The sequence below is a fragment of the Kouleothrix sp. genome (assembly GCF_046328425.1).
In the GTDB taxonomy this organism is placed as follows: Bacteria; Chloroflexota; Chloroflexia; order Chloroflexales; family Roseiflexaceae; genus Kouleothrix.
Genome location: NZ_JAXLWP010000051.1, coordinates 1 through 22,704, shown reverse-complemented (window position 1 = coordinate 22,704; position 22,704 = coordinate 1). Strand labels below are relative to the sequence as shown.

At 69.9% G+C, this 22,704-nt stretch carries 19 protein-coding genes; 6 read left to right on the top strand and 13 right to left on the bottom strand.

The annotated features are described in order from the left end of the window. Nucleotides 1-168 precede the first annotated feature (168 nt). Entirely contained in the window at nt 169-1,104 is a 936-nt protein-coding gene (gene pfkB, locus U0177_RS28575) for a 1-phosphofructokinase (RefSeq protein ID WP_409574101.1), read from the top strand. A 1-nt stretch (nt 1,105) separates the two neighbouring features. Here pfkB and U0177_RS28570 read toward each other — a convergent pair whose 3' ends face one another. Next, nucleotides 1,106-1,975 carry an LLM class flavin-dependent oxidoreductase gene (locus U0177_RS28570; protein WP_409574100.1) on the bottom strand — a complete coding sequence of 290 codons (870 nt, stop codon included), beginning with the start codon at nt 1,973-1,975 and terminating at the stop codon, nt 1,106-1,108. Between the two features lie 127 nt (nt 1,976-2,102). On the opposite strand from U0177_RS28570, the gene U0177_RS28565 reads away from it, so the two are divergent. Next, nucleotides 2,103-2,570 carry a GNAT family N-acetyltransferase gene (locus U0177_RS28565; protein ID WP_409574099.1) on the top strand — a complete coding sequence of 156 codons (468 nt, stop codon included), beginning with the start codon at nt 2,103-2,105 and terminating at the stop codon, nt 2,568-2,570. 14 nt (nt 2,571-2,584) lie between these two features. On the opposite strand, the gene U0177_RS28560 is transcribed toward U0177_RS28565, so the two are convergent. Next, a complete protein-coding gene (locus tag U0177_RS28560; protein ID WP_409574098.1) occupies nt 2,585-4,108 on the bottom strand; it encodes an FGGY-family carbohydrate kinase in 1,524 nt (507 codons plus the stop codon). An 85-nt stretch (nt 4,109-4,193) separates the two neighbouring features. Between U0177_RS28560 and U0177_RS28555 the strand changes: the two genes are divergently transcribed. Continuing rightward, nucleotides 4,194-5,444 (top strand): D-TA family PLP-dependent enzyme, encoded by a 1,251-nt coding sequence (locus tag U0177_RS28555; protein ID WP_409574097.1) that lies wholly within the window; start codon nt 4,194-4,196, stop codon nt 5,442-5,444. 60 nt (nt 5,445-5,504) lie between these two features. On the opposite strand, the gene U0177_RS28550 is transcribed toward U0177_RS28555, so the two are convergent. After that, nucleotides 5,505-5,852 carry a hypothetical protein gene (locus U0177_RS28550; RefSeq protein WP_409574096.1) on the bottom strand — a complete coding sequence of 116 codons (348 nt, stop codon included), beginning with the start codon at nt 5,850-5,852 and terminating at the stop codon, nt 5,505-5,507. Nucleotides 5,853-6,178: 326 nt separating this feature from the next. Further along, the gene (locus U0177_RS28545) at nt 6,179-6,907 is read right to left on the bottom strand and encodes a hypothetical protein (RefSeq protein ID WP_409574095.1); all 729 of its coding nucleotides are present in this window, start codon (nt 6,905-6,907) and stop codon (nt 6,179-6,181) included. A gap of 191 nt (nt 6,908-7,098) precedes the next feature. Here U0177_RS28545 and U0177_RS28540 point away from each other — a divergent pair, with 191 nt between their 5' ends. Then, the gene (locus tag U0177_RS28540; RefSeq protein ID WP_409574094.1) at nt 7,099-8,319 is read left to right on the top strand and encodes a DUF4938 domain-containing protein; all 1,221 of its coding nucleotides are present in this window, start codon (nt 7,099-7,101) and stop codon (nt 8,317-8,319) included. A 99-nt stretch (nt 8,320-8,418) separates the two neighbouring features. On the opposite strand, the gene U0177_RS28535 is transcribed toward U0177_RS28540, so the two are convergent. From U0177_RS28535 to U0177_RS28515, 5 genes are all read right to left on the bottom strand, one after another. Beyond that, nucleotides 8,419-9,234, bottom strand: a complete 816-nt coding sequence (locus U0177_RS28535) for a universal stress protein (RefSeq protein ID WP_409574093.1) — start codon at nt 9,232-9,234, stop codon at nt 8,419-8,421. Between the two features lie 1,128 nt (nt 9,235-10,362). Continuing rightward, complete coding sequence (locus U0177_RS28530; RefSeq protein ID WP_409574092.1) at nt 10,363-11,472, bottom strand: hypothetical protein; 1,110 nt, start codon at nt 11,470-11,472, stop codon at nt 10,363-10,365. A 60-nt stretch (nt 11,473-11,532) separates the two neighbouring features. Then, nucleotides 11,533-11,970 (bottom strand): acyl-CoA thioesterase, encoded by a 438-nt coding sequence (locus tag U0177_RS28525; RefSeq protein ID WP_409574091.1) that lies wholly within the window; start codon nt 11,968-11,970, stop codon nt 11,533-11,535. 30 nt (nt 11,971-12,000) lie between these two features. Further along, entirely contained in the window at nt 12,001-12,903 is a 903-nt protein-coding gene (locus U0177_RS28520) for an MBL fold metallo-hydrolase (RefSeq protein ID WP_409574090.1), read from the bottom strand. Nucleotides 12,904-14,035: 1,132 nt separating this feature from the next. Next, a complete protein-coding gene (locus U0177_RS28515; RefSeq protein WP_409574089.1) occupies nt 14,036-14,431 on the bottom strand; it encodes a hypothetical protein in 396 nt (131 codons plus the stop codon). 211 nt (nt 14,432-14,642) lie between these two features. Here U0177_RS28515 and U0177_RS28510 point away from each other — a divergent pair, with 211 nt between their 5' ends. After that, on the top strand, nt 14,643-15,872 hold the full coding sequence (locus tag U0177_RS28510) for a PPOX class F420-dependent oxidoreductase (RefSeq protein WP_409574088.1): 1,230 nt from the start codon (nt 14,643-14,645) through the stop codon (nt 15,870-15,872). Nucleotides 15,873-15,973: 101 nt separating this feature from the next. On the opposite strand, the gene U0177_RS28505 is transcribed toward U0177_RS28510, so the two are convergent. Continuing rightward, the gene (locus tag U0177_RS28505; protein ID WP_409574087.1) at nt 15,974-16,408 is read right to left on the bottom strand and encodes a maleylpyruvate isomerase N-terminal domain-containing protein; all 435 of its coding nucleotides are present in this window, start codon (nt 16,406-16,408) and stop codon (nt 15,974-15,976) included. 12 nt (nt 16,409-16,420) lie between these two features. Further along, nucleotides 16,421-16,921: a nitroreductase/quinone reductase family protein gene (locus tag U0177_RS28500; protein WP_409574086.1), complete on the bottom strand. Its 501-nt coding sequence runs from the start codon at nt 16,919-16,921 to the stop codon at nt 16,421-16,423. 1,075 nt (nt 16,922-17,996) lie between these two features. Between U0177_RS28500 and U0177_RS28495 the strand changes: the two genes are divergently transcribed. Beyond that, on the top strand, nt 17,997-20,414 hold the full coding sequence (locus tag U0177_RS28495) for a glycosyl hydrolase family 95 catalytic domain-containing protein (protein ID WP_409574085.1): 2,418 nt from the start codon (nt 17,997-17,999) through the stop codon (nt 20,412-20,414). A gap of 218 nt (nt 20,415-20,632) precedes the next feature. Here U0177_RS28495 and U0177_RS28490 read toward each other — a convergent pair whose 3' ends face one another. Both U0177_RS28490 and U0177_RS28485 read right to left on the bottom strand, forming a co-directional pair. Then, nucleotides 20,633-22,021 (bottom strand): aldehyde dehydrogenase family protein, encoded by a 1,389-nt coding sequence (locus U0177_RS28490; protein WP_409574084.1) that lies wholly within the window; start codon nt 22,019-22,021, stop codon nt 20,633-20,635. Between the two features lie 171 nt (nt 22,022-22,192). Further along, a complete protein-coding gene (locus tag U0177_RS28485; RefSeq protein WP_409574083.1) occupies nt 22,193-22,393 on the bottom strand; it encodes a hypothetical protein in 201 nt (66 codons plus the stop codon). Between the last annotated feature and the right edge of the window lie 311 nt (nt 22,394-22,704).

Sequence of the window (22,704 nt, the reverse complement as noted above, 5' to 3'; positions counted from 1 at the left end):
ATAACAGAACTTACGCGGTGCGCGTTTTTGCCTTCGGCAGAGCTGTACCTTTCATGGATGGTGCTGAGATTTTGGCGCAAAGCGCCAAAATCTCAGCACAAAAGAAAGCGAAGTACCATGGATCGGTCTATCGGGTATTGTTTGCCTGCAAAAAGTACAGGAGCCAGGATGATCTACACGATAACGCCCAACCCCGCGCTCGACCGCACGCTCACCGTGCCGGCGATCGTCTTCGACGAAATGGTTCGCGCCAGCGAGTCGCAGCTGGACCTTGACGGCAAGGGTGTAAATGTATCGAAGGCGCTGCGCGCGCTGGGCGACGAGACGGTGATCATGGGGTTTGCCGGCGGCGCAGCCGGCGCGATGCTGACGCAAGGGCTGCACGCCCTGGGCTTCGCGGCCGACTTCACAGCCGTGGCGGGCGAGACGCGCACCAACACAATCATTATCGACGCGGCGTCGCGACGCTATGTGAAGGCCAACGAGGCTGGCCCGCAGATTAGCCCCGCCGAGCTCGCGGCGCTCGGCAGGCGCGTAGCCGAGCGCGCGCGCCCCGGCGACCTATGGATCATGGCCGGCAGCCTGCCGCCGGGCGCGCCGGCAGAGCTCTACGCGCGGCTGATCGAGCTCGTGCAGGCGGCCGGCGCGCGCGCGCTGCTCGACAGCAGCGGAGCGCCGCTGCGCGCGGGCTGCGCGGCTCGGCCGTTTCTGGTGAAGCCAAACGCCGACGAGGCCGCCGAGCTGACCGGCGAGGCGATCGACGGCGACGCCGCCGCCGTACGCGCGGCGCGGGTGTTTCTAGCGCAAGGGATCGAGCTGGTAGCGCTGTCGATGGGCGCCGAGGGCATGCTGCTGGCCGCGCGCGACGCGCTGATCCGCGCGCGGCCGCCGCAGGTGCGCGCGCTCAACCCGGTGGGCGCCGGCGACGCGCTGATGGCCGGCGTAGCCTGGGCGCTCGCGCGCGGCATGGCAATCGAGGAGCTTGCGCGCTGGGGTGTAGCAAGCGGCACGGCGGCGGCAATGCACGCAGGCACCGGCGCAGCAACACGCGCCGAGGTTGCGGCGATCTACGAGCAGGTGCGTGCCGAGCGGATCGACGCGTAGCTCAGCTCAGGCGCGGCGGGCCTTTGCGAATGCGGGCGCGCTGCTCTTCGATCGGGCCACGGTCGTTGTTGAAGTTTTCGAGCCACCACGTAACACCCGCCGCCGCGTACTGCTCGGCCAGATCGCGATCGGCCGCCGCATCGCGCCCGGCGGTGATGCCGGCGTGCACGAGATCGTAGGGCTGCGCCTGGCGCTCGGCGGGCCGCTGCGAGCGCACATACTCGGCGACGGCGCGCAGATCCTCGGGCGGCATCTGCTCGGTCTCGGGCAGGCCACGCCCGATCGGAAACGCGCCATCCCAGGCGGCGGCGCGGCGGAACGGCTTTTTGTTCGGCCACACGCCGGCCACCCAGATCGGCACGCGCGGCTGGGCCGGAGGCGGCAGAAAGCGCGCATTCGCGACGCGGTAGTGTGCGCCGGTGTAGCTCAAAGGCTCGCCGCTGAGCAGGCCGGAAAGCACGGCCAGGCCCTCGTCGAGCATCTCGCCGTGCGCCCGGTCGTCGCCCGGCTCGCCGAAGCTGCTGTACTCATCGCCGGCGCCGATACCGACGCCCAGGGTCAGCCGGCCGCGCGACAGCCGATCGAGCGTCGCGACCTCGCGCGCCAGCTTCCAGGGCCGCCGGCGCGGCAGCGGCGTCACCATAGGCCCGAGGCGCAGCGACGCCGTGCGCAGCGCCACTGCCGCCAGCATCAGCCACACGTCGGAGAGCACCACGGGCCAGCCAGCGCCAATGTGATCCCAGATGAAAAAGCCATCCCAGCCGGCCTGCTCGGCCTCGTAGGCCAGCTCGGCGACAAAGTGTGGGTCGGCGAAGCTGGGGCCGCGGGCGTTGGCCGGGCCATAGTTCGGGATATCGACGGCAAATTGCATGCTGTTTCCTTTCAAGGCGAGGGTACAATACCACAGCCCGCCAGGAATTGCCACCGGCGGCGAGCTAGCATAGAATAGCACGGCTCGGGCGCGAGCCACAAACAAGCTAGAAAGAACCGAACCAGTGATGAGCTACCAGATCCGCGCCGCCCGCGCGGCCGAAGCCGAGCGCATCCTCGAGCTTTTGCCGCGGCTGGCCGCGTTCAGCATCCCGGAGCGGCGCACGCCGGAGCACCTGTGGCAGGGCGATGCCGAGCTGCTGCAGCAGTGGGCGCGCGGCGGCGCGCCGCAGTGCCTGGTGCTTGTGGCCACGGCCGGCGACGAGGCGATCCTCGGCGTGGCGATGGCGAGCCTGCGCGAAGAGCTGCTGAGCCACGCGCCGAGCGTGCACCTCGAAGTGCTGGCGGTGCGCGGCGATGCCGAGGGGCGCGGCATCGGCAAGGCGCTCGTGTCGGCGATCGAGCAGGCGGCGCGCGAGCGCGGCGCCACAAGCATGACGCTGCACGTATTCGCCACGAACCACCGCGCGCGCGCCGTGTACGAGCAGCTCGGCTACGACGGCGAGCTGCTTCGCTACATCAAGCACTTCGAGTAGGCTGCGCCTGGCGCTTACGCGCGCTCAAGCCGCCAAAGCGCCTCCCAGGGCTGCCGCATCGCCTGGGCCAGCTCGGCATAGGCGGCGTAGCCGGCACGGTAACGCGCGCTGGCGGCCGGGTCGGGCGTGTAGCGCCGCTCGATCGACACCGCCCGCGCCACCGCGTCGGCGGCATCGGCATAGGCGCCAACCCCAATTCCGGCGCTGAGCGCCGCGCCGCGCGCGCCGATCTCGCGGCCGCGCGGCACCTCGATCGGCAGCTCAAGCACGTCGGCAAACATCTGCGCCCACACCGGGCTGCGCGCGCCGCCGCCGATCATGCGGGCGAACGCGGGCGCAGCGCCAGCCAGCAGCCGCTCGAGCTGGGCGCGGTGGCCGTAGGCCACGCCCTCAAACAGCGCGCGCAGCAGGTCGGCGCGGGTGTGCCAGCCGGCCAGGCCGTAGAAGCCGGCGCGGGCGGCGGCCTGTGTGTTCGAGCCGTAGAGAAACGGGTGAAACACCAGCGACGTAGCAGCGGGCGCGCGAGCGGCCACTTTCTCGCCGCAGACCTCGTAGGCCGAGACGCCGCGCGCCTGCGCTTCGGCGCGCTCCTCGGCGCAGAACTCGCGCACGAACCACTCGAGGTTGGCGGCCGAGCTAGGGCTGGCGTCGATCGTCAGCCAGCGGCCGAGCGTATAGCAGGCGCTGAATAAGCCGGGCCGCGCTTCGGCCGGGGCGCGCGCCACCAGCGCGTTGACGCCCCAAGTGCCGACGGTGGCGCACAGCTGCCCCAGCTCGATCGCGCCTGCCCCAAGCGGCCCGGCACAGGCGTCGAACATCCCGGCTGCCACTGGCGTCCCGGCGCGCAGCCCGGTCTCGCGCGCGGCGGCGCCCACCACCCGCCCGACGAGCGCGCTGCTCTCGTGGAGCGGCGGCAGCGCGCCGGCCACCTCGGGAATGCCGAAAGACTCGAGCAGCTCGGGCGCGTAGCCGCGCGTACGCAGGTTCAGCAGGCCGGCCGCGCTCATGTCGCCGAAATCGCTGGCGGGCACGCCGGTGAGCCGGCTGGTCACGAAATCTTTGATCAGCAGCACCGCGCCGATCCTGGCGTAGGCGGCAGGCTCGTGCAGCTTGAGCCAGCGCAGCAGCGCCGGCGGCTGGGCAGCGTAGGGCGTCTGGCCGATCGCAGGGCGCACCGCGTCGAGCACGCCGCGCGCCTGCCAGCCGGCGATCACGTCGGCGGCGCGCGTATCCATCGAGAGGATGCCGGGGCGCAGCGGCAGGCCGCGCTGGTCGAGCAGGTACAGGCCATTGCCGTAGCCGCACGCCCCGATCGCGGCGATATCGCCCGGGCGGGCGCCGGAAGCTTCGAGCGCGGCGCGGATGGCCGCAGCGGTGTCGCGCCACAGCTCGTCGGCCGGCCGCTCGGCCCAGCCGGGGCGCGGGTAACACACGGCGGCCTGGCGCGCAGCCGAGCCGACCACCGCGCCAGAAAGGTCGAACACCACCACCTTCGAGACGGTGGCACCGTTGTCGATCCCCAGCAGATATTCGGGCATGCGCACCCTCCTGCGGCGTGGCCAGCCGTGCGTGCTATAATGCGGCGGCGCCGGCCTCGTGAATACGACACGCAAGGATACCACAATGCACATCGACCAGCTCGAAACTCCGGTGGCGGTGGTGGATCTCGACCGGCTTGAGGCAAACATCGCGCGCCTTCAAGCCTACCTGAGCCAGCACGGCATCGCCAACCGGCCGCACATCAAGACGCACAAGATCCCCGAGATCGCGCACATGCAGCTGGCAGCCGGCGCGGTGGGCATCACCTGCCAGAAGATCGGCGAGGCCGAGATCATGGCCCAGGCCGGCATCCGCGATATCTTTCTGCCCTACAATATCGTGGGCGAGGCCAAGCTCGAGCGGCTGATGCGGCTGGCGCACCGCGCCCGGCTGAGCGTCACTGCCGACTCGGAGGCGACGGTGCGCGGGCTCGCGGGCGCGGCGCGCCGCGCCGGGCTACGGCTGCCGGTGCTGGTGGAGTTCGACGGCGGCGCGGCGCGCTGCGGCGTGCAGTCGCCACACGAGGCCGCCGAGCTAGCGCGCGTGATCGCCAGCAGCGACAGCCTCGAGTTCGGCGGGCTGATGACCTTCCCGACAAACGAGCGCACCGAGCCATTCGCGCGCGCGGTGATCGACTTGCTCGCGCCCGACGGCATCGCGGTGGCGCGCGTCAGCGGCGGCGGCACGCCCCAGATGTGGCACGCCCACGAGCGCCCGCTGGTGAACGAGCACCGTGCCGGGATGTATATCTTCGGCGATCGCAACACGATCGCGTCGGGCGCCGTCACGCCCGACACCTGCTCGTTTCGCGTAATCACCACCGTGGTAAGCCGGCCGACCGCCGATCGCGGCATTCTGGACGGCGGCAGCAAGACGTTCTCGTCGGATCTGCTGGGGCTCGAAGGCCACGGGCAGATCGTCGAGTACCCCGAGGCGCGCTTCTACGCGATGTCGGAAGAGCACGGCCACGTTGATTTTTCGGCCTGCGCGCGCAAGCCGGCGATCGGCGAGCGCGTCAGCGTGATCGTAAACCACTGCTGCCCGGTGGTGAACCTGTTCAACCAGCTGATAGGCGTGCGCGGCGGCCTGGTCGAGGTGGTGTGGCCAGTGGCGGCGCGGGGCGGGGCGGCCGATGGCGCGCCCCCCCCCCCCCGCCCCCCCCGCCCCCGCACGTGGGAGTGGGGGGTAGGGGGGGTGAGGTGCGGTCGCGGCGGCGACCGCACCTCACAGCCAGATGTGTCACCCCCTCCCCTGACAGGGGAGGGGGAAGGGGGAGGGGTCGACAGACGTTGCACCAGCCCTGCGCTGTTCGCCAGGGCTCGTGCAACACAATAGCAGGTATACAAAAAAAGGCGCCGGCCAGCGTATGCTGGCCGGCGCCCGCGCTGCCAATGGCTACGGCGTGGCCGTCACGCTCGTATCCGAGCCGCTCGTGCTGGTCGGGCTCATATCGGTCGTCGTCGTGCCGGTCATCATACCGGTGTCGGTGATCGAGCCGGTGCCCGGCACAGTGGTGCCGACAGTCGTGCCGGTGTCGGTGCTGGTGCTTGTCTCGGCGCCAGTGCCGCCAGTGCCCGTGCCGGTGCTCGTCTCCATCGGCAAGGTCGCGCTGGTCGGGATCGTCGCTGGTGTGGTTTCGCCAGTGCCAGTGCCGCCAGTGCCGGTCGAGGCGCTGCCGCAGCCGGCGAGTGCCAACGCGCCGGCCAGGGCCAGCACGCTAAGAAATGCCCATCGGTTCCGCATGATTGTTTCTCCTTTGCTCTTCTCTGCCGGGTGGGTGCGTCTCACCCACCCGACCTCTCTGGCTTGAGCAAGTGGCGTGCCAACTAGCGCCTTGCCTTGGCCGGCAAAGAACATTCGGGTTTACGCGGTTGGCGCACTCGGCTTTCGGCAGAGCGCTTCTTGCTTCTGTAGCAGTGTGCGGTTTTCCGTGCGGAACGCGGAAAACCGCACACATAGAGATAGAGAGTACCATGCTGCCGCAGGCAAACATCCCGCTGCGTAAATCATAAAAATACAAGCACGCGGCCAGCGCCTGGCCGCGTGCTGTGTGCCTCAGGAATACCCTGCTACGGCTGCGTGCCGCCCAGGCCGGGCTGCTCGATCAGCTTCTTAGCCTGGTCGAGCCGCTGCTGGAGCCGCGCCTCGCCGGCGGCGCGCAGCTTGGCGAGGATGTCGTCGGCGGTTTTGCCGTGGGCCTGCGCGTACTGCGCCAGGCTCTGGCCCTGCTGCAGCGCCGCGCGCACTTCCTTCGCGTTCGTGCCGGTGACGGCGGCGGTGGCGCCGATCAGCGCGGCGACGCCGCTGTGCTTGCGCATCCAGGCCCGGCCGATCTGCACACCCAGGTTGGTGTCGGCGACGACCTTCGGCGCGGCAATGTCGTACTGCTTCAGCAGCTCGTCGGCGCGCGCCTGGCCGATCCGGCCGTTGGCGACAGCTTGCTTCAGCCGCGCGTCGAGCCGCGCGCGGCCTGCCGCAACGACCGCTGTGTCGCTTGAGCCGTGTGCGCTGGCATACTGCGCCAGGCTCTGGCCATCGCCCAGCGCGGCCAGCACGTCCTTCGGCTTGGAGCTGGTGGCGTCGGCGGTGGCCTTGATCAGGCTGCGCACCAGCGCCTGGGCCTTGGCGCCCCGCGCGGCCTGGCCCTGCCCGGCCGGCCCGCCCGGCGCGGGAGTTGGATCGGCCGCCACAGCTGCCGCCGTACCCGCGTGCAGCGCCGGCCCGGCGTACGCAGCGCCGCCCGCCAGCACCAGCGCCAGCGCGCCGCCGCTTATGCCAATCAGTAGTTTGCGGTTCATTACGTTGCTCCTTCTATTCTGCCAGCGCGTGCTGACCTGCCCGGATTGTACGGGCAAGCTGTGAAGAAGCAATGAAGGGCGCATGTGCGCGGCGTGAAGTGCGCGCATTTGACACGCGCGCGCGCGGCCCGTACCATGCCATCGCGCAAGCGGCGCCAGGCAGGCGCCGGCCGCGCTGGAGAAGACGAGCCATGCCAACCGAGATCACCTTGCTGCTCGGCCTCGAGGGGCCGAACCTGTATATGCCGCAGCCCGGCGTGCTGCTGCGCGTCGTGTCGGATAAAGACCGCAGCCGGCGCCTGAAGGACGCGCTGAAAGATGGCGCGCAGAGCATCGGCATGGTGCTGGGCTACCTCGACGTAGCCGCGCGCCCCGCAGCGGCCGGCTACCAGATCGACGCAAGCTTCAGCACCCCGACGCCCGCGCTCGGCATCGCCCTGGCGCGCTATGTCGTCGAGGGGCTGAACCGCCGCGAGGCCGGCGACGACGCGTGGGATGCAGACGGGCCGCTGTGGGAGCTGCAGAAGCGTCGGCGCGCCGAGGCACTGCCGCTGGAGGCGCTCCAGCTGATCGCCGAGGCCAGCTCGCGCGGCATTCCCAGCTTCACGCGCGCCGACGGCCAGGTGCAGCTGGGCTACGGTGCGCGCGGCTGGTCGTTCGAGCCAGCCCGGTTCGCCAAGCGCCCCGAGCGCGCCAGCCTGCTAGGCGACGACGAGATCGCGATCGGCCCGCCACTGTTCGCAAGCCCACCGGCCGCGCTCGAGGTGCCCTGGGAGCGCCTCGGCCCCATCCCGATCGTCGCGCTGGCCGGCGCCGACGCCGCGCGCGATATCGCAGCGCGCACCGTGGCCGCCGAGCTCGACACCCACGGCCGACCCACCGGCCTGGCGCTGGCCGCCGATTACGACGCCACGCGCGAGCTGCTGGCGAACCCCGCCGCCACCATCGCAGTGGCGGCGCTATCGGCCGGCGGCATCGCGGCGCGCGGCCTGGCGATCGAGCGCTGCGCCTACAGCGCCGTCGTCGATCTGCCCGCCGATCTGCCCGCCGGCATCGCCGACAGCGCCGAGCTGGCGCGGGTGCTGGGCGTGCCCATGCTGATCACCGACCCGGCCGGGCGCGTGGCGCTCAACGCCGACGTGCCCGAGATCGCGGCGCTGGCCGAGTACGCGCCCTGCCCGATCATCTTTATCAGCACGGCCGAGGCCGACAACCCGACGATTGGGTTTCACCGCGCGCAGGGCGGCCAGGCGCTGTTCGTGCGCGGCGGCACGGTTATCGCCGCGCAGGGCGCCGCCGAGCACGCGGTGCTTGCCGCGACGCTGCCACCCACCGAGCTGCCCGGCGCGCTAGCGGCGCTGGCGCTGCTGTGGGCTATGGGCCTGAGCTGGCAGCAGATCCGGGGCGAGTAAGCCACGCCCCCACGCGGCTCCGGCGGCTATCGGCTACTTCGCGCTGATAGCCGCCGAGCAACTTCGCCGCCCCGCTCCCCGCCACATACGCCCTGCCGCCTAGCTGTCGCCCTGGCCCCGCACCACCATCACCGGCAGCGGGCTAATGTCGAGCAGATCCTCGGTGATGTCTTCGAGCAGAATGCGGTCGAGCGCGCTGGCAACGCGGTGCGCGCCGATCACCAGCAGATCGTAGCTGCCCACCCGCAGCTCCGAGAGGATCTCTTCGACCACCGGGCCGACGCGCCCGCGCAGCTGCGCCTTCACGCCGCGCGCGCTCAGCAGGGCCACAGCGTCGCGCAGCGTGCTGGCCTCGGGCGTGCTGCCCGCTAGAAACGTATCGACCAGCGTGCCGCGCGCGCCGAAGCCCTCGAACACCAGCGACTGCTGCGACAGCACGTGCAGCACCGTCACCTCGGCGCCGAGCGGCCCGGCGATCCGCGCTGCGGCGCTGACATCGGCGAAGGTGCGGTGGTCGCCGCCGCTGGCCAGCAGGATGCGCCGGATCGGCCGGGGCGGGCCGTGCACGCGCAGCACCGAGGGCTCGAGCCGCTGGGCGATCGCTTTGCTGTGCGCGCCCGGCAGCAGCCGCCCCAGCGGCTGGTGCAGCCGCCCGAGGATCACCAGATCGTAGGGCTGGGCGCGCGCCGCCGCCAGAATGGCCGCCTGGGCATTGCCCGGCAGCGACTTGAGCGTCACCGCTACGTGCGGCGGCGCGGCCACGCGGCGCAGCGCGTCGTCGAGCAGCGCCTGTCGCTCGGCGCCGCCGCCGCTCAGCAGCGTCAGCGCGCTGGCGCAGCGCTGCACGATCGGAACACTGAACTGCAGCACCGAGTCGCGCGAGGGCGCCGCGCCAGCATACAGTAAGATCTTCATTGCATAGCCCTACACTGGCTAGCGGCAGCTCTCGTCCCACGAGCCCTTTCGGGGGCTGCGCGCCACCGTTTCCCTCCGTGGGCGTTCGGGGGCGTCGCGCCCCCGTGCCCCACTTTCGTCCCGCGAGGGCGTTCGGGGGCTCCGCGCCACCGTTTCCCTCCGTGGGCATTCGGGGCGGCCGCCCGCCCTCTGCACTCCCCCGCTGGGGCACTGCCCCAGACCCTGTAAAAGGACGCCGCCGCTCTCGCTATGCCGGTGGCGCATGCCTCGTGGCAAACCGACACGTCACTGCGCCCCGTGAGGCATGCGCCTCTGACATTGCCGCTGGCACGGCCTTTCCCGTAGGGCGCGCATCGTGCGCGCCTTCTCCCCATCGGGTGAGCCTTCGGAGGCTGCGCGCCACCGTTTCCCTCCGTGGGCGTTCGGGGGCGTCGCGCCCCCGTGCCCCACTTTCATCCCGCGAGGGCGTTCGGGGGCTCCGCGCCACCGTTTCCCTCCGTGGGCATTCGGGGGCGTCGCGCCCCCGCCCTCTGCACTCCCCCGCTGGGGCACTGCCCCAGACCCCGTAAAAGGATGCCGCCGCTCTTGCGACGCCCGTGGCGTATGCCTCGTGGCGCGGATTCGGGTGTGGGTTCGCCCTGAGGCATGAGCCTTTCACGTTGCCACTGGCACGGCCTTTCCCGTAGGGCGCGCATCGTGCGCGCCTTCTCCCAATCGGGTGAGCCTTCGGAGGCTGCGCGCCACCGTTTCCCTCCGTGAGCGTTCGGGTGCTGCGCCCTCGCCCTCTGCACTCCCCCGCTGGGGCACTGCCCCAGACCCCGTAAAAGGACGTCGCCGCTCTCGCTATGCCGGTGGCGCATGCCTCGTGGCAAACCGACACGTCACTGCGCCCCGTGAGGCATGCGCCTCTGACATTGCCGCTGGCACGGCCTTCCCGTAGGGCGCGCATTGTGCGCGCCTTCTCCCAATCGGGTGAGCCTAAGGAATGCCGTGGTTGCCGCTGCGCCAGTGGCGCATGCCTCGTGGCGCGGATTCGGGTGTGGGTTCGCCCTGAGGCATAACGCTCCACCGCTCTCCGCTCCACCGCTCTCCGCTTTCCGCTCCACCGCTCTGCTTTGGCTCTTGATATCACTTCACCAGCAGCAGTATCACCGGAATGATCAACATGATACACAAGAACGCGCCGAGCGTCTGGTTGCTGCGGATGATTACTTCCTGCGCTCGTAGGATCGCGCGCTCAAACGGGCGGTAGGCCAGCGACAGCACCAGCAGCGACAGCACGGCCACGCTGATCATCTCGACCAGCACGATCGTAAACGCCGCCGGCCCGCCGTTGATCAGCGCGGCCACTAGGGTATCGATAAACGTGGTGATGTTCGCGCCCATTATATACGGCAGCGTATTCTCGCGCCGCACCAGCCCCCTGGCCGAAAGCGGCACCAGGATCGACAGCGACACCGACACCGAGAGCGTGAGCGAGGTGACGGCACAGCCCAGCAAGAACATGGCTACCGGCCGGTACACCAGCGTGCCGATGCGCTGAAACGAGCTGCGCTCGGCGTGCACCTCGGGCAGCGCCCGGTCGAGCAGGTTGAACGCCAGCAGCAGCATGCCAATGCCCAGCAGAAATACGCTCCAGCCCGGCAGGCCGCTGTGCTTGATCGCGCTGAGCAGCGGGTCGAACAGCAGATCGATCAGCGAGGCGACTGGCGCGCTCGCGCCGACCTGCAGCCCCGCGAACAGCCCCGATGTCAGCAGCCAGTAGCCCAGCGCCAGCGCCGGCAGGTAGATCGCGGCGGTGGTGAGCAGCGCCAGCACGCCGATCGACACGCTGGCCGCGCGCTGGTGGCCGCGCAGGTAGTAGACGAAGCCGACGAACAGCACGATAAACGAGGCGCCCAGCCGCGAGCCGGTGATCATGGTGAAGGCCTGGGTGGCGCTGATCGTGCCGGCGGCGAAGAACGACACGGCGATGGCCGCTACTGGCGAGCCGCTGAGAAAGATGTACGCCAGCAGCCAGCCAAAGCCGAGCGAGTTGGTGGCGCTGCCGACGTCCAGGTACTGGATGATCGCGCGGCCGTAGTCGCGCGCGCCCTGCTTCAAGATCTGCAGCGCCAGCACAAACACCAGCAGCCCGGCCAGCAGCAGTAGCAGCTTGATTGCCCAGCGCGGGATTCGTGCGCTGCGGCGCGGCACAGCGGGCGCTTCAGCGTCGCCTGAGGCCGGCGGTTGTGGCAACGCTTACCTCCTTGGTGCATATCGGCGCGGCTCGTTCCACGCCCGGCGCGCTAGCCTGCCCTACGGCGCGCGCAGCGCGCGCTCGATGATCGCCAGCATAGCGGGGGGCATGCGCGCCGGCCGACCGGTAGCGCGGGCCACCAGCACGTGCTCGCTGCGCGCGGTCAGCAGCGCGGCGCCTGTATCGGCATGGTGCAGCGCGTAGGCGAATACGATCTGGCGGCTGCGCACCTCGGCCAGCTCGGCGCGCACCACCACGCGGTCGTCGTAGCGCGCCGCAGCGAGGTAGCGCACGTGCAGGTCGGTCAGCATCACGAAATAGCCAGCCGCCTCGATCTGCAGGTACGGCAGCCCGAGCGCGCGAAACAGCTCGGTGCGGCCTTCCTCAAGCCAGGTGATATAGCTGGCGTGGTGCACCACGCCCATTGCATCTGTCTCGGCATACCGCGCGCGAATGATCGTCTCGACCGCCAAGCCGGCTGGTTGTGTCTCGGGCATAGCTGCTCACCACTCACACGGCCTGGGCCGTCACGCTCGCTGCCAGATCATACCCTCGTCGGCGAGGTCGACGCGCGCGCGGCCGCTGGCGTGCAGGTGCGCCAGGTGCGCCGACACGGCCGAGGCAAAGATCGCGTACTGCGGGATGCCGGCTAGCGCCAGGCCCAGCGCGGCGCGCGCGCGCCGCGCCACGGCGTACAGGTCGCCCGGCTCAGCCAGCGCTGCCCAGACGGTGTCGCTGGCGCGCTCGATCGCTGCCTGGTTGAGCGCAAGCAGGTCTTCCAGCCGGTCGCGCGGCGTCAGCTCGCCGTGGCCTGGTAGAAACAGCAGCTCGCCGCGCTCCGCCAGGCGGCCGAGGCTCGCCAGCTGCGCGGCCACGTCCTGCGCGTAGGGGATACCGTGCTTTTGCAAGATCGCCGGGCCGAAGAAGCCGTCGGCGGCGAAGCACACCCCGTCAAACGCCAGGCCGATCTGCCCCAGGCTATGGCCAGGCAGCTCCACGACGTCGAAAGCCACGTCGCCGATCGTCAGGCGCGAACCATCGACGATCTGGTTCACTGCCACGCCCTTGGCCAGGAGCCACTTGTTCTGCAGCGGCGCGATCGGCCGCGCGCCCATGCTCAGGTACACCGGCTCGAGCAGCGGGTGCTCGATCAGCGCGGCCTCGAGCCGCGGCGCGTACACCTGCACGCCAGGAATGTTGCGCACCAGAAACTCGTTGCCGCCAATGTGGTCGGCGTGGTGGTGGGTATTCACGATCGCGCGCAGCACCAGACCGGCCTCGTCGAGCGCCTTGCGGATGAGCCGGCCGGCGTCTTTATCCAGCCCGGTGTCGACGGCAATCGCGCCGCCGTCGCCGGTAGCGACGATGCCCAGGTTGTTTGAGCCAGGGATGTAGAATGTGCGCGTGGTGATCGGCTGCAGCAGCGGCATGAGGCTCCTCTTGTGGATGCATTGATCTGTGGGTGCTTTCGGGGGCTGCGTGCCCCCGCGCCCCGCGAGAGGACTTTCGGGGGCTACGCGCCCCCGTGCCCCGCGGCAGAGGGCGGCCGCCCGCCCTCTGCACTCCCCCGCTGGGGCGCTGCCCCAGACCCCGTAATGAATGTCGTTGCTCCCGCTACGCCTGTGGCGCATGCCTCATGGCAAACCGACACGTCACTCCGCGCCGCAAGACATATGCGTACAGCGTTGATGCTGGCACGGCCTTGTGGCGCATGCCTCATGGCAAACCGACACGGTATTGTGTGCCGCAAGACATATGCGTACGGCGTTGATGGTGGTACGGCCTTGTGGCGCATGCCTCGTGGCAAAACGACACGGTATTGTGTGCCGCAAGGCATGAGCGTACGGCGTTGATGGTGGTACGGCCTTTCTCGTAGGGCGCGCATCGTGCGCGCCTTCTCCCAATCGGGGCGGGCTTTCGGGGGCTACGCGCCCCGTGCCCCGCGGCGAGGGCGGCCGCCCGCCCTCTGCACTCCCCCGCTGGGGCGCTGCCCCAGACCCCATAATGAATGTCGTTGCTCCCGCTACGCCGGTGGCGCATGCCTCGTGGCAAACCGACACGTCACTCCGCGCCGCAAGGCATGCGCGTCTGGCGTTGATGGTGGTACAGCCTTGTGGCAAACCGACGCGGTATTGTGTGCCGCAAGACATGAGCGTACTGGCGTTGATGGTGGTACGGCCTTGTGCCGCATGCCTCGTGGCAAACCGACACGTCACTCCGCGCCGCAAGGCATGCGCGTCTGGCGTTGATGGTGGTACAGCCTTGTGGCAAACCGACGCGGTATTGTGCGCCGCAAGACATATGCGTACGGCGTTGATGCTGGCACGGCTTTTCCCGTAGGGCGCGCATCGTGCGCGCCTTCTCCCAATCGGGGCGGGCTTTCGAGGGCTCCGCGCCCCATTCCCCGTAATGAATGCCGACGTGTGTGCTAAGCCGGTGGCGCATGCCTCGTGGCGCGGGTACAGGTTATGGTTGGCCCTTGGGCATACGCACAGGGTGACGTCTCCACCCTCTGCTCTCCGCTCGCCCGCTCACCCGCTCTCCGCTCCCTCGCTCCAACGCTCACCCGCTCTCCGCCGTGCCAAAGGATGACAGCCGGTGGCGCGGCACGCGCTCCCACTCGACGCGGCCCTGGCCGCTTTCGAGCGTCGCGGGGATGCAGGCGCGCACTGCCGCGATGTAATCGCACAGCGCGGCCACATCGAGCCCGGCGTGCTGCGGGGCATACGGCGCCAGCAGCTCGGCCGCGCCGGCCAACGTGCGGCGCGGCGCCGTCACCAGGCCGAGCCGCAGCTGGTTCAGGGCGTTGCACAGCTTGATCATGCCGCGCAGGAAATCGCTGCGATCGGCGAACCAGCACTGCTCGAAGGCCAGCAGCGCATCGCGGTAGGCCTCGGCGTCGAAGTGCGCCAGCGCGGCGGCAAACGCACTATCGGTGGATGTGCTCGGTTGCGGCATAGGTTTACACTCTCGTCGGTTGAATGCGCCCAGTATAGCATACACATCCGGCCACAGTGCACATCCGCGCGCGCCGGATGCGCGTATGCCTGTGCGGAGCCGCACCTGGTGATTTGTATCTGCGCGCGTCTCTTCGGCGCTACGCGCGGAAAACGGCACACACAAAGCGATTACCACTGAAGGAAGCGTACCAGAAGCACGGAGCACAGCTATGAGCGGGCTGGATCAATTTCACAACCAGCGATTCATCAACCTCGAGACATTTCGCAAGAGCGGGGCGGCCATTCGCACGCCGGTGGGGTTTGTCGAGCAGGGCGGCGCGCTGATCGTGCGCACGCTAGACGACACCGGCAAGGTCAAGCGCATCCGCGCCAACTCGCGCGTGCGCATCGCGCCAAGCAACGGCCGCGGCGACGTGAGCGGCCCCTGGGTCGAGGCTACCGCGACGGTGCTGAGCCAAGCTGAGTCGGATCGCACGCGCGACGCGATCGTGCGCAAGTATGGGCTGGTGTGGCGCGGGATCGAGCTGGCGCAGGCGCTACGCCGGCCGCCTCCGCGGCCGCCCGCCACTGGCCTGGGTGGCCATCCGCATCACGCCCGAGGCGTAAACACGCGCGTATGCGCCTCGGGCGCCGGCCATGCAATGCGGCACGATCCTTGCCTGTTTCGGCGGTATACTCACAGCATGATTGCGAAAGGAGACCGTGCCGTGGAAACAAGCGAAGTACACCAGGCGCTAGATGGCATGCTGGCGCGCGCCTACGCCGTACAGCAGCAGTGGATCGCCGGCCTGAGCGACGCCGACCGCGATACGCCAGGCACCGCCGAGCGCTGGTCGGTCAAAGACACGCTGGCGCATATTACATTCTGGCAGCAGGCGTCGATCGAGCGGCTGGAGGCGGCGCGCGACGGGCGCGACCCAACCATGTACGGCGACTTTCAGCCGGTGAACGAGCGCGTGTTCGAAGAGCGGCGCGCGCTGCCGTGGGCGCAGGTGCTCGCCGACGCCGAGCAGGCGCATACCGGCCTGCGCAATGCCCTGCACACCCTCGACGCGCAGCAGCTCACCGATCCCGAGCGCTTCGCCTGGGCGCAGGGCCAGGCGCTGGCGTCGGGCGTGCTGGGCAATGGCTTCTGGCACCCGATCGAGCATGTGGCGCGCTTCTACGCCGATCGCGGCGAGTACGACCGCGCCGCCGATCTGCTGGAGCAATCGATCGTGCGCGAGCAGGCGCTCGGCTCGTTGCCCACCGACCGAGGCGCTGCGCTGTACAACATGGCCTGCTTCTACGCCACCACCGGCCAGCCGGCCCGCGCGCTGCCGCTGCTGCCCGAGGCGCTGCGCCTGCGCCCCGACCTAGTCGAGTGGTCGAAGCAGGATAGCGACCTGGACATCCTGCGCGACGACCCGGCGTTTCAGGCGCTGTACGCCGCAGGCTAGCGCATCGGCCAGGCGGCGAGCGACGAGCTGCGTGCTCGTCGCTTGCCGTTGCCTGAGCAAAGAGCCCATGCGCTTGAGTGGCTGTTTGAAAAGCCGCTACCCTAGCGCCCCAGCGCCGCATCGACCTCGTCGAGGTGCTCGCCGCGATGCAGCGCGCGCTCGACCCAGCGCACATTGTAGGCGTGGATCAGCCCAAGCAGGTGCGGCGGGTAGGCTTCCAGGCGCTGGTCAAGCTCCTCGGCGGTCTCGATTGCGATCCGCGCCGCCTCGGCGCCGGGGATGGCGGCCCACAGCGGCAGCGACAGGTCGTTCACAAAGATGTCGATCTCGGGCACGAACAGCGCGCCTTCTTGCTCAGTCTTATCGAGCACATACATCACCCGCCGATCCCAGAACGCCAGGTGCGCGAGCGCGATCGACACCGTCCAGTGCGCGCCGACCGGGCGGCGCATGTCGGCGTCGCTCAGGCTCGCCGCCAGGGCGCGGATGCGCTCAGTGGAAGCACGGTTGCGCTCAACAAACGAACGATCTTCCATCAAACCCCTCCTTTACACCTGCGGCTCCAGCACCACGATCGGTATCGCGCGCTCGCCGGCGCGCTGCTTGTACGCCGCGTAGCCGGCATACAGCCCCACCGCGCGCTCCCAGTAGGCCGCGTACTCGTCGCCGCTGGCCTCGCGCGCGGTATACGCGCCGGTGCGCCCGGCCCACGCCAGCGCCACCCGCGGGCGGGCGCGCAGGTTGTAGTACCAGGCCGGGTGGCGCGCCTGGCCCCAGTTCGACGCGATCAGCACAAACTTCTGGCCGTCGGGGATGCCGATCAGCGGCACCGAGCGCGCCACGCCGCTCTTCGCGCCGATCGTCGTGAGCGTGACGACCGGCAGGCCGATCAGCAGGCTGGCGACCGAGACGCGCCCGCCCGAGACGCGAAACGCGGCGTTGTCGATATGGTGAAACACGCGCGAGAACAGGCGCGCCGCCAGCGGCGTGGCCGCCACACGCTGATTCAGGCGCTGCCACAACGAAGGATGCGGCGATGGTATCTCCACGGTAAACCTCCATGCGCTGGTGGATGCGGCACTTCGTGCCCCTGCGAGGGCTTTCGGGGCCTGCGCGCCCCCGTTCCCCCTGCGAGGGCTTTCGGGGGCTTCGCGCCCCCGCGCCCCGCGGCAGAGGGCGGCCGCCCGCCCTCTGCACTCCCCCGCTGGGGCGCTGCCCCAGGCCCCGTAATGAATGCCGTCGCTCTCGCTACGCCTGTGGCGCATGCCTTGTGGCAAACCGACACGTTTTTGTGCGCCGCAAGGCATGTGCATACGGCGTTGATGGTGGTATGGCCTTGTGGCGCATGCCTCGTGGCAAACCGACACGGTATTGTGCGCCGCAAGGCATGTGCGTACGGCGTTGATAGTGGTATGGCCTTGTGGCGCATGCCTTGTGGCAAACCGACACGTTTTTGTGCCCCGCAAGGCATGTGCGTACGGCGTTGATGGTGGTATGGCTTTGTGGTGTATGCCTTGTGGCAAACCGACGCGGTATTGTGCCCCGCAAGGCATGTGCGTACGGCGTTGATGGTGGTATGGCCTTCCCCGTAGGGCGCGCATCGTGCGCGCTTTCTCTCTGTGGCAAACTGACGCGGTATTCTGCGCCGCAAGGCATGCGCGTACGGCGTTGATGGTGGTACGGCCTTCCCGTAGGGCGCGCATCGTGCGCGCCTTTTCCCTCTCGGGGCTTGCGCGCCTCTATTCGGGGCCTGCGCGGCCCCGTGCCCCGCGAGAGGGCTTACGGGGCTACGCGCCCCCGTGCCTCGCGGCAGAGGGCGGGCGCCCGCCCTTTGCACTCCCCCGCTGGGGCGTTGCCCCAGACCCCATAAGGAATGCCGCCGCTCTCGCAATGCCTGTGGCGCATGCCTCGTGGCGCGGATTCGGGTGTGGGTTCGCCTTGAGGCATAACGCTCTGCGCTCTGCGCTCCCTCGCTCTGCGCTCTGCGCTCTGCGCTTTGCGCTCTCGCGCTCTCGCGCTCTCCGCTCTCCGCGTGCCCTGCACTGTGTGCGCCCGGAGCGCGTATAATCGGCGCTGCGGCCGGCGTGCCAGCCGCGCCAAGCTCGCGAGACGAAAGGAGTCGCCATGCCCGCTTTCCCCGACAGCGCCGCGCCGCACGGCGCGGCCGGCTTGACGCTGTGGTACCGCCACCCCGCGCGCCACTGGGTCGAAGCGCTGCCGATTGGCAATGGCCGCCTTGGGGCCATGGTCTTCGGCGGCGCGTCCCAAGAACGCCTGGCCCTCAACGACGATACGCTCTGGTCGGGCGGGCCGCGCGCCTGCGATAACCCGCGCGCCCGCGAGGTGCTGCCCGAGGTGCGCCGCCTGCTGTTCGCCGGCAGCTATGCCGAGGCCGACGAGCTGTGCAAGCAGATGCAAGGGCCGTTCAATCAGTCGTACCTGCCGCTGGGCGACCTGCTTCTAGCCTTCGAGGGCGCGGCCGAGCCGCTGGCCTACTCGCGCTCGCTCGACCTCGACAGCGCTGTGGCTACTACGCGCTACACCGCCGGCGATGCGACCTTCACGCGCGAGGTGTTCGCCAGCGCGCCGCACCAGGCGATCGTGATGCGGCTCGCCTGCGACCGCACGGCCCAGCTGAGCTTCACCGCCACGCTCGGCAGCCAGCTGCGCCACGACACGCGCGCGGTGGGCGGCGCCGGCCTGGCGCTCGGCGGCGTCTGCCCAGCCGACGTCGCGCCCAGCTACCTCGACCGGCCCGACCCGGTGGTATACGCCGAGCACGGCGATGCCATGCGCTTTGCCGTGCACCTCGGCGTGGTGGCGCACGGCGGGCGCGTCAGCATCTCCGGCGATGGCCTGCGCGTCGACGGCGCCGACACCGTGGTGCTGTGCCTTGCTGCGGCCACCAGCTTTGCCGGCTACGACCGCGCGCCGGGGAGCGGCGGCGACCCCGACGCCGCAGCGCGGGCGCGGCTGGCGGCGGCGCTCGCGCTGCCCTACGCGCAGCTGCGCGCCGCGCACGTCGCCGATCACCAGCGCCTTTTCCGGCGCGTGACGCTCGACCTGGGCACGGGCGCGGCGGCCGCGCTGCCCACCGACGAGCGCATCCGCCGCTTTGGCCAGCAGCCTGATCCGCAGCTGCTCGCGCTGCTGTTTCAGTATGGGCGCTACCTGCTGATCGCCAGCTCGCGCCCAGGCACGCAGCCCGCCAACCTGCAGGGCATCTGGAATGAGCACGTGCGGCCGCCGTGGAGCAGCAACTGGACGCTGAATATCAATGCGCAGATGAACTACTGGCCGGCCGAGGTGGCCAACCTGGCCGAGTGCCACGCGCCGCTGCTCGATTTCGTCGGCGAGCTGAGCGCCAACGGCCGCGCGATAGCCGCCACCAACTACGGCTGCCGTGGCTGGGTCGCCCACCACAACGCCGACATCTGGCGCCAGAGCGCGCCGCCGGGCGACGGCCAGTTCCGGCCGGTCTGGTCGATCTGGCCGCTCGGCGGCGCCTGGCTGTGCCAGCACCTGTGGCAGCACTACGCCTTTGGCGGCGACAGCGCCTTTCTGCGCGACACCGCCTACCCGCTGATGAAGGGCGCGGCTCAGTTTTGCCTCGACTGGCTGGTGGAAGACGGCAGCGGGCAGCTGGTAACCGCGCCCTCGACCTCGCCCGAGAATGCGTTTCGCACGCCCGGCGGCCAGGTCGCCGACGCCAGCATCGCCTCGACGATGGACATGGCGATCATCTGGGATCTGTTCGGCAGCTGCATCGCGGCCAGCCGCGCGCTCGGCGCCGACGACGAGTTCCGCGCCGAGCTGGAGCGCGCGCGGGCGCGCCTGTACCCGCCGCGCGTCGGCCAGGCGGGCCAGCTGCAGGAGTGGTTTGAGGATTGGGATCTGCTGGCGCCCGAGCCACGGCACCGCCATGTCTCGCACCTGTTTGGCCTGCACCCTGGCAGCCAGATCACCCGGCGCGGCACGCCCGAGCTGTTCGCTGCGGCGCGGCGCTCGCTTGAGCTGCGCGGGGACGCCGGCACTGGCTGGTCGATGGCCTGGAAGATCAACTTCTGGGCGCGGCTGGAGGATGGCGACCACGCCTATGCGCTGCTCCACACCATGCTCCGCATGGTCGAGCCGGATGCCAGGGGCGAGGGCGGCGGCGTGTACCCGAACCTGCTCGACGCGCACCCGCCGTTTCAGATCGACGGCAACTTCGGCGCCACCGCCGGCATCGCCGAGATGCTGCTGCAGAGCCATGCCGGCGAGCTGCACCTGCTGCCGGCGCTGCCCGGCGCCTGGCCCAGCGGGCGCGTGACCGGCCTGCGCGCGCGCGGCGGCTTTGAGGTAGCTATCGCCTGGCGCGATGGCCAGCTCGTGCAGGCGAGCATTCTTGCGCGGCTGGGTGGCGTGTGCCGCGTGCGCGCACAGGCGCCGCTTGTGGTGGAGTGCGCGGGCGCGGCGGTGCCGGCCGAGCAGAGCGCCGATGGCGCCTGGCTGTTCGAGGCGCGCGCGGGCGAGCGCTATGACCTGGTGGCGCGCGAGTAGCCGGGCCGGCTGAGCACGTGCTGTGAAATTTCGTTGTGCGATGCCCTGGCTATCTAGGATGCGCAGAGCATCGCAAAGGGTACTTGTTGATCTTTCGATATTACCCAGTTTTTCCGCGCCCCCCCCCCAAAAACTGCACACGATATGGAGAATAGTACCGCTCTGCCGAAGGCTGAGGGCGCCAGCTGCGTAAGCCCTATGATCAAACGGAGCTGGTATCACAGCGTATAGCGCAGATGATACGACTTGGGCCGCGTCAGCATATCGTAGCCGATCGCCGAGAGCGACGCGCCGCGCCCCGAGTCCTTCACACCCGTCCATGCCAGGCCGGGGTCGAGGTAGTCGCAGCGGTTCATGTACACCGTGCCGGCCTGCACCTGCTCGGCCAGCGCGCGCGTCGCCTCGAGGTCGCTGCTCCAGATCGACGCCGTAAGGCCGAACGGGCTGTCGTTCATCAGGCGCACGGCCTCGGCGTCGCCGGACACTTTCATGATCCCAATCACCGGGCCAAAGCTCTCGTCGACCATCACCTGCATGCCGTGGTCGACATTCACCAGCACCTGGGGCGCGAGGTAGGGGCCGCGCTCCTGGTGCGCCGGGAACGCCGCCGGGTCGAGCAGCGCGCGCGCGCCTTTGGCGAGCGCGTCGGCCGTATGCGCGCGCACCAGGTCGGCAAAGCGCGTGGCCGCCATCGGCCCGAGTGTCGTGGCTGGGTCGAGCGGGTCGCCGAGCACGTAGGCCGCCGCGCCAGCCGCAAAGCCCTCGACAAAGCGGTCGTACACGTCGGCGTGCACGTAGATGCGCTCGACGCCGCAGCACGACTGGCCGCTGTTGTAGAACGAGCCGTCGACCAGGTTCTCGATCGCGTGGTCGAGGCGCGCGTCGGCGCGCACATACGCCGGGTCTTTGCCGCCCAGCTCGAGGCCGAGCGTGGTGTAGGTGCCGGCCACTGCCCGCGAGATCGCCTTGCCGCCCGCGACCGACCCGGTGAAGCTGGCGTGGTTGATCGCGCCCGAGCCGAGCAGCCTGGCGGTTTGCTCGTGGCTGAGCAGCACATTGCTGAACAGGCCGTCGGGCAGCCCGGCCTGAGCCAGCGCCTCGGCGAAGCGCTCGCCCACCAGCAGCGTCTGCGCGGCGTGCTTGAGGATCACCGCGTTGCCGGCGATCAGCGCCGGGATGATCGTGTTGACTGCGGTGAGGTAGGGGTAGTTCCAGGGCGCGATCACCAGCACGATGCCGACCGGGTCGCGGCTCACGAAGCGCTCGAAGCCGGGCCGGGCGTCGGCCGGCCGCACCGGTGCCAGGGCGTCGGCGGCAATCGCGGCCATGTAGCGCACGCGCTCCTCGAGGCTGCGCAGCTCGCCGTTGTAGCGCACCGGGCGGCCCATCTGCCAGGCCAGCTCGGGCACGATCTGCGGGTTGAGCGCGCGGATTGCCTCGAGGAAGCGCAGCGCGGCGGCCACGCGATCGGGCACCGGCACGCGCGCCCACTCGCGCTGGGCGCTCCGCGCCGCGTCTAGCGCCGCCGCAAGCGCCGCGTCCGACCAGGCCGGCCGCCGCGCGACCTCGCGGCCGTCGACGGGCGAGACGCACACGATCTCGTTCATATACTACTATCCTTTCTGCTTCTGGCTGCTGCTCTATAATACGCCGTCTGGGCCGGATCTGTCGAATTGCAACGTCCTTCGACCAGGGCTCGTGCGCTGGGCAGCCGGCGATACATAGCCGCGCCCCTGGCGATTGCCAGGGGCGCGGGAGTGCGTGAGGGGTAGCCGTGGCTAGCGGGTGCGCGCGGCCGGCCGTGCCGGCGGCTGAAGCTGCTGGCCCCAGGCGATCAGGCGCGCGCCGATCGCCAGCCGCAGCCGGTCGATCGCCGGCGTGCCGGCGGCCGCGCTGGTGGTGGCGTGGCGTGCCGCCGCGCGCGCCAGCCGATCGTGCTGTATAGCTTCGGCGAGCTTGAAGATGTCGGGAGTGATCATACTGTACCTCCTGTATGCGCCGGTCGCGCCGCGCGGGCAAAGCAGTGTGCGCGGGTGCGGCCGACCGGCCTGGTGCGCCTGCTGCGAGCAGCGGCGCCTGCGAAACATAGAAAAGCCCCTGAGTCAAACTCAGGGGCCGCGATGCCAATCGAGAGTGGCTTGGTTATCCCGCTGCCGGAAACAACCGCGAGGCCGCTTGTGCCCCGCTGTTTGGTTTCTTGCCACGGCTGCCACGACGTCACGCCACGTCGCGAGCCCGTGAATAATAGCACAACCGGATGGGTTTGTCTAGGGCTTCGGCCGGCGGTATT

Excerpts from the sequence above, each read along its gene's own strand:
- U0177_RS28515 (WP_409574089.1), bottom strand. The coding sequence starts at position 14,431 with ATGCCGCAACCGAGCACATCCACCGATAGTGCGTTTGCCGCCGCGCTG.
- U0177_RS28490 (WP_409574084.1), bottom strand. The coding sequence starts at position 22,021 with ATGAACGAGATCGTGTGCGTCTCGCCCGTCGACGGCCGCGAGGTCGCG.
- U0177_RS28550 (WP_409574096.1), bottom strand. The coding sequence starts at position 5,852 with ATGCGGAACCGATGGGCATTTCTTAGCGTGCTGGCCCTGGCCGGCGCG.
- U0177_RS28505 (WP_409574087.1), bottom strand. The coding sequence starts at position 16,408 with ATGGAAGATCGTTCGTTTGTTGAGCGCAACCGTGCTTCCACTGAGCGC.
- U0177_RS28525 (WP_409574091.1), bottom strand. The coding sequence starts at position 11,970 with ATGCCCGAGACACAACCAGCCGGCTTGGCGGTCGAGACGATCATTCGC.
- U0177_RS28555 (WP_409574097.1), top strand. The coding sequence starts at position 4,194 with ATGCACATCGACCAGCTCGAAACTCCGGTGGCGGTGGTGGATCTCGAC.
- U0177_RS28485 (WP_409574083.1), bottom strand. The coding sequence starts at position 22,393 with ATGATCACTCCCGACATCTTCAAGCTCGCCGAAGCTATACAGCACGAT.
- pfkB (WP_409574101.1), top strand. The coding sequence starts at position 169 with ATGATCTACACGATAACGCCCAACCCCGCGCTCGACCGCACGCTCACC.
- U0177_RS28570 (WP_409574100.1), bottom strand. The coding sequence starts at position 1,975 with ATGCAATTTGCCGTCGATATCCCGAACTATGGCCCGGCCAACGCCCGC.
- U0177_RS28520 (WP_409574090.1), bottom strand. The coding sequence starts at position 12,903 with ATGCCGCTGCTGCAGCCGATCACCACGCGCACATTCTACATCCCTGGC.
- U0177_RS28535 (WP_409574093.1), bottom strand. The coding sequence starts at position 9,234 with ATGAAGATCTTACTGTATGCTGGCGCGGCGCCCTCGCGCGACTCGGTG.
- U0177_RS28560 (WP_409574098.1), bottom strand. The coding sequence starts at position 4,108 with ATGCCCGAATATCTGCTGGGGATCGACAACGGTGCCACCGTCTCGAAG.
- U0177_RS28495 (WP_409574085.1), top strand. The coding sequence starts at position 17,997 with ATGCCCGCTTTCCCCGACAGCGCCGCGCCGCACGGCGCGGCCGGCTTG.
- U0177_RS28565 (WP_409574099.1), top strand. The coding sequence starts at position 2,103 with ATGAGCTACCAGATCCGCGCCGCCCGCGCGGCCGAAGCCGAGCGCATC.
- U0177_RS28510 (WP_409574088.1), top strand. The coding sequence starts at position 14,643 with ATGAGCGGGCTGGATCAATTTCACAACCAGCGATTCATCAACCTCGAG.
- U0177_RS28540 (WP_409574094.1), top strand. The coding sequence starts at position 7,099 with ATGCCAACCGAGATCACCTTGCTGCTCGGCCTCGAGGGGCCGAACCTG.
- U0177_RS28545 (WP_409574095.1), bottom strand. The coding sequence starts at position 6,907 with ATGAACCGCAAACTACTGATTGGCATAAGCGGCGGCGCGCTGGCGCTG.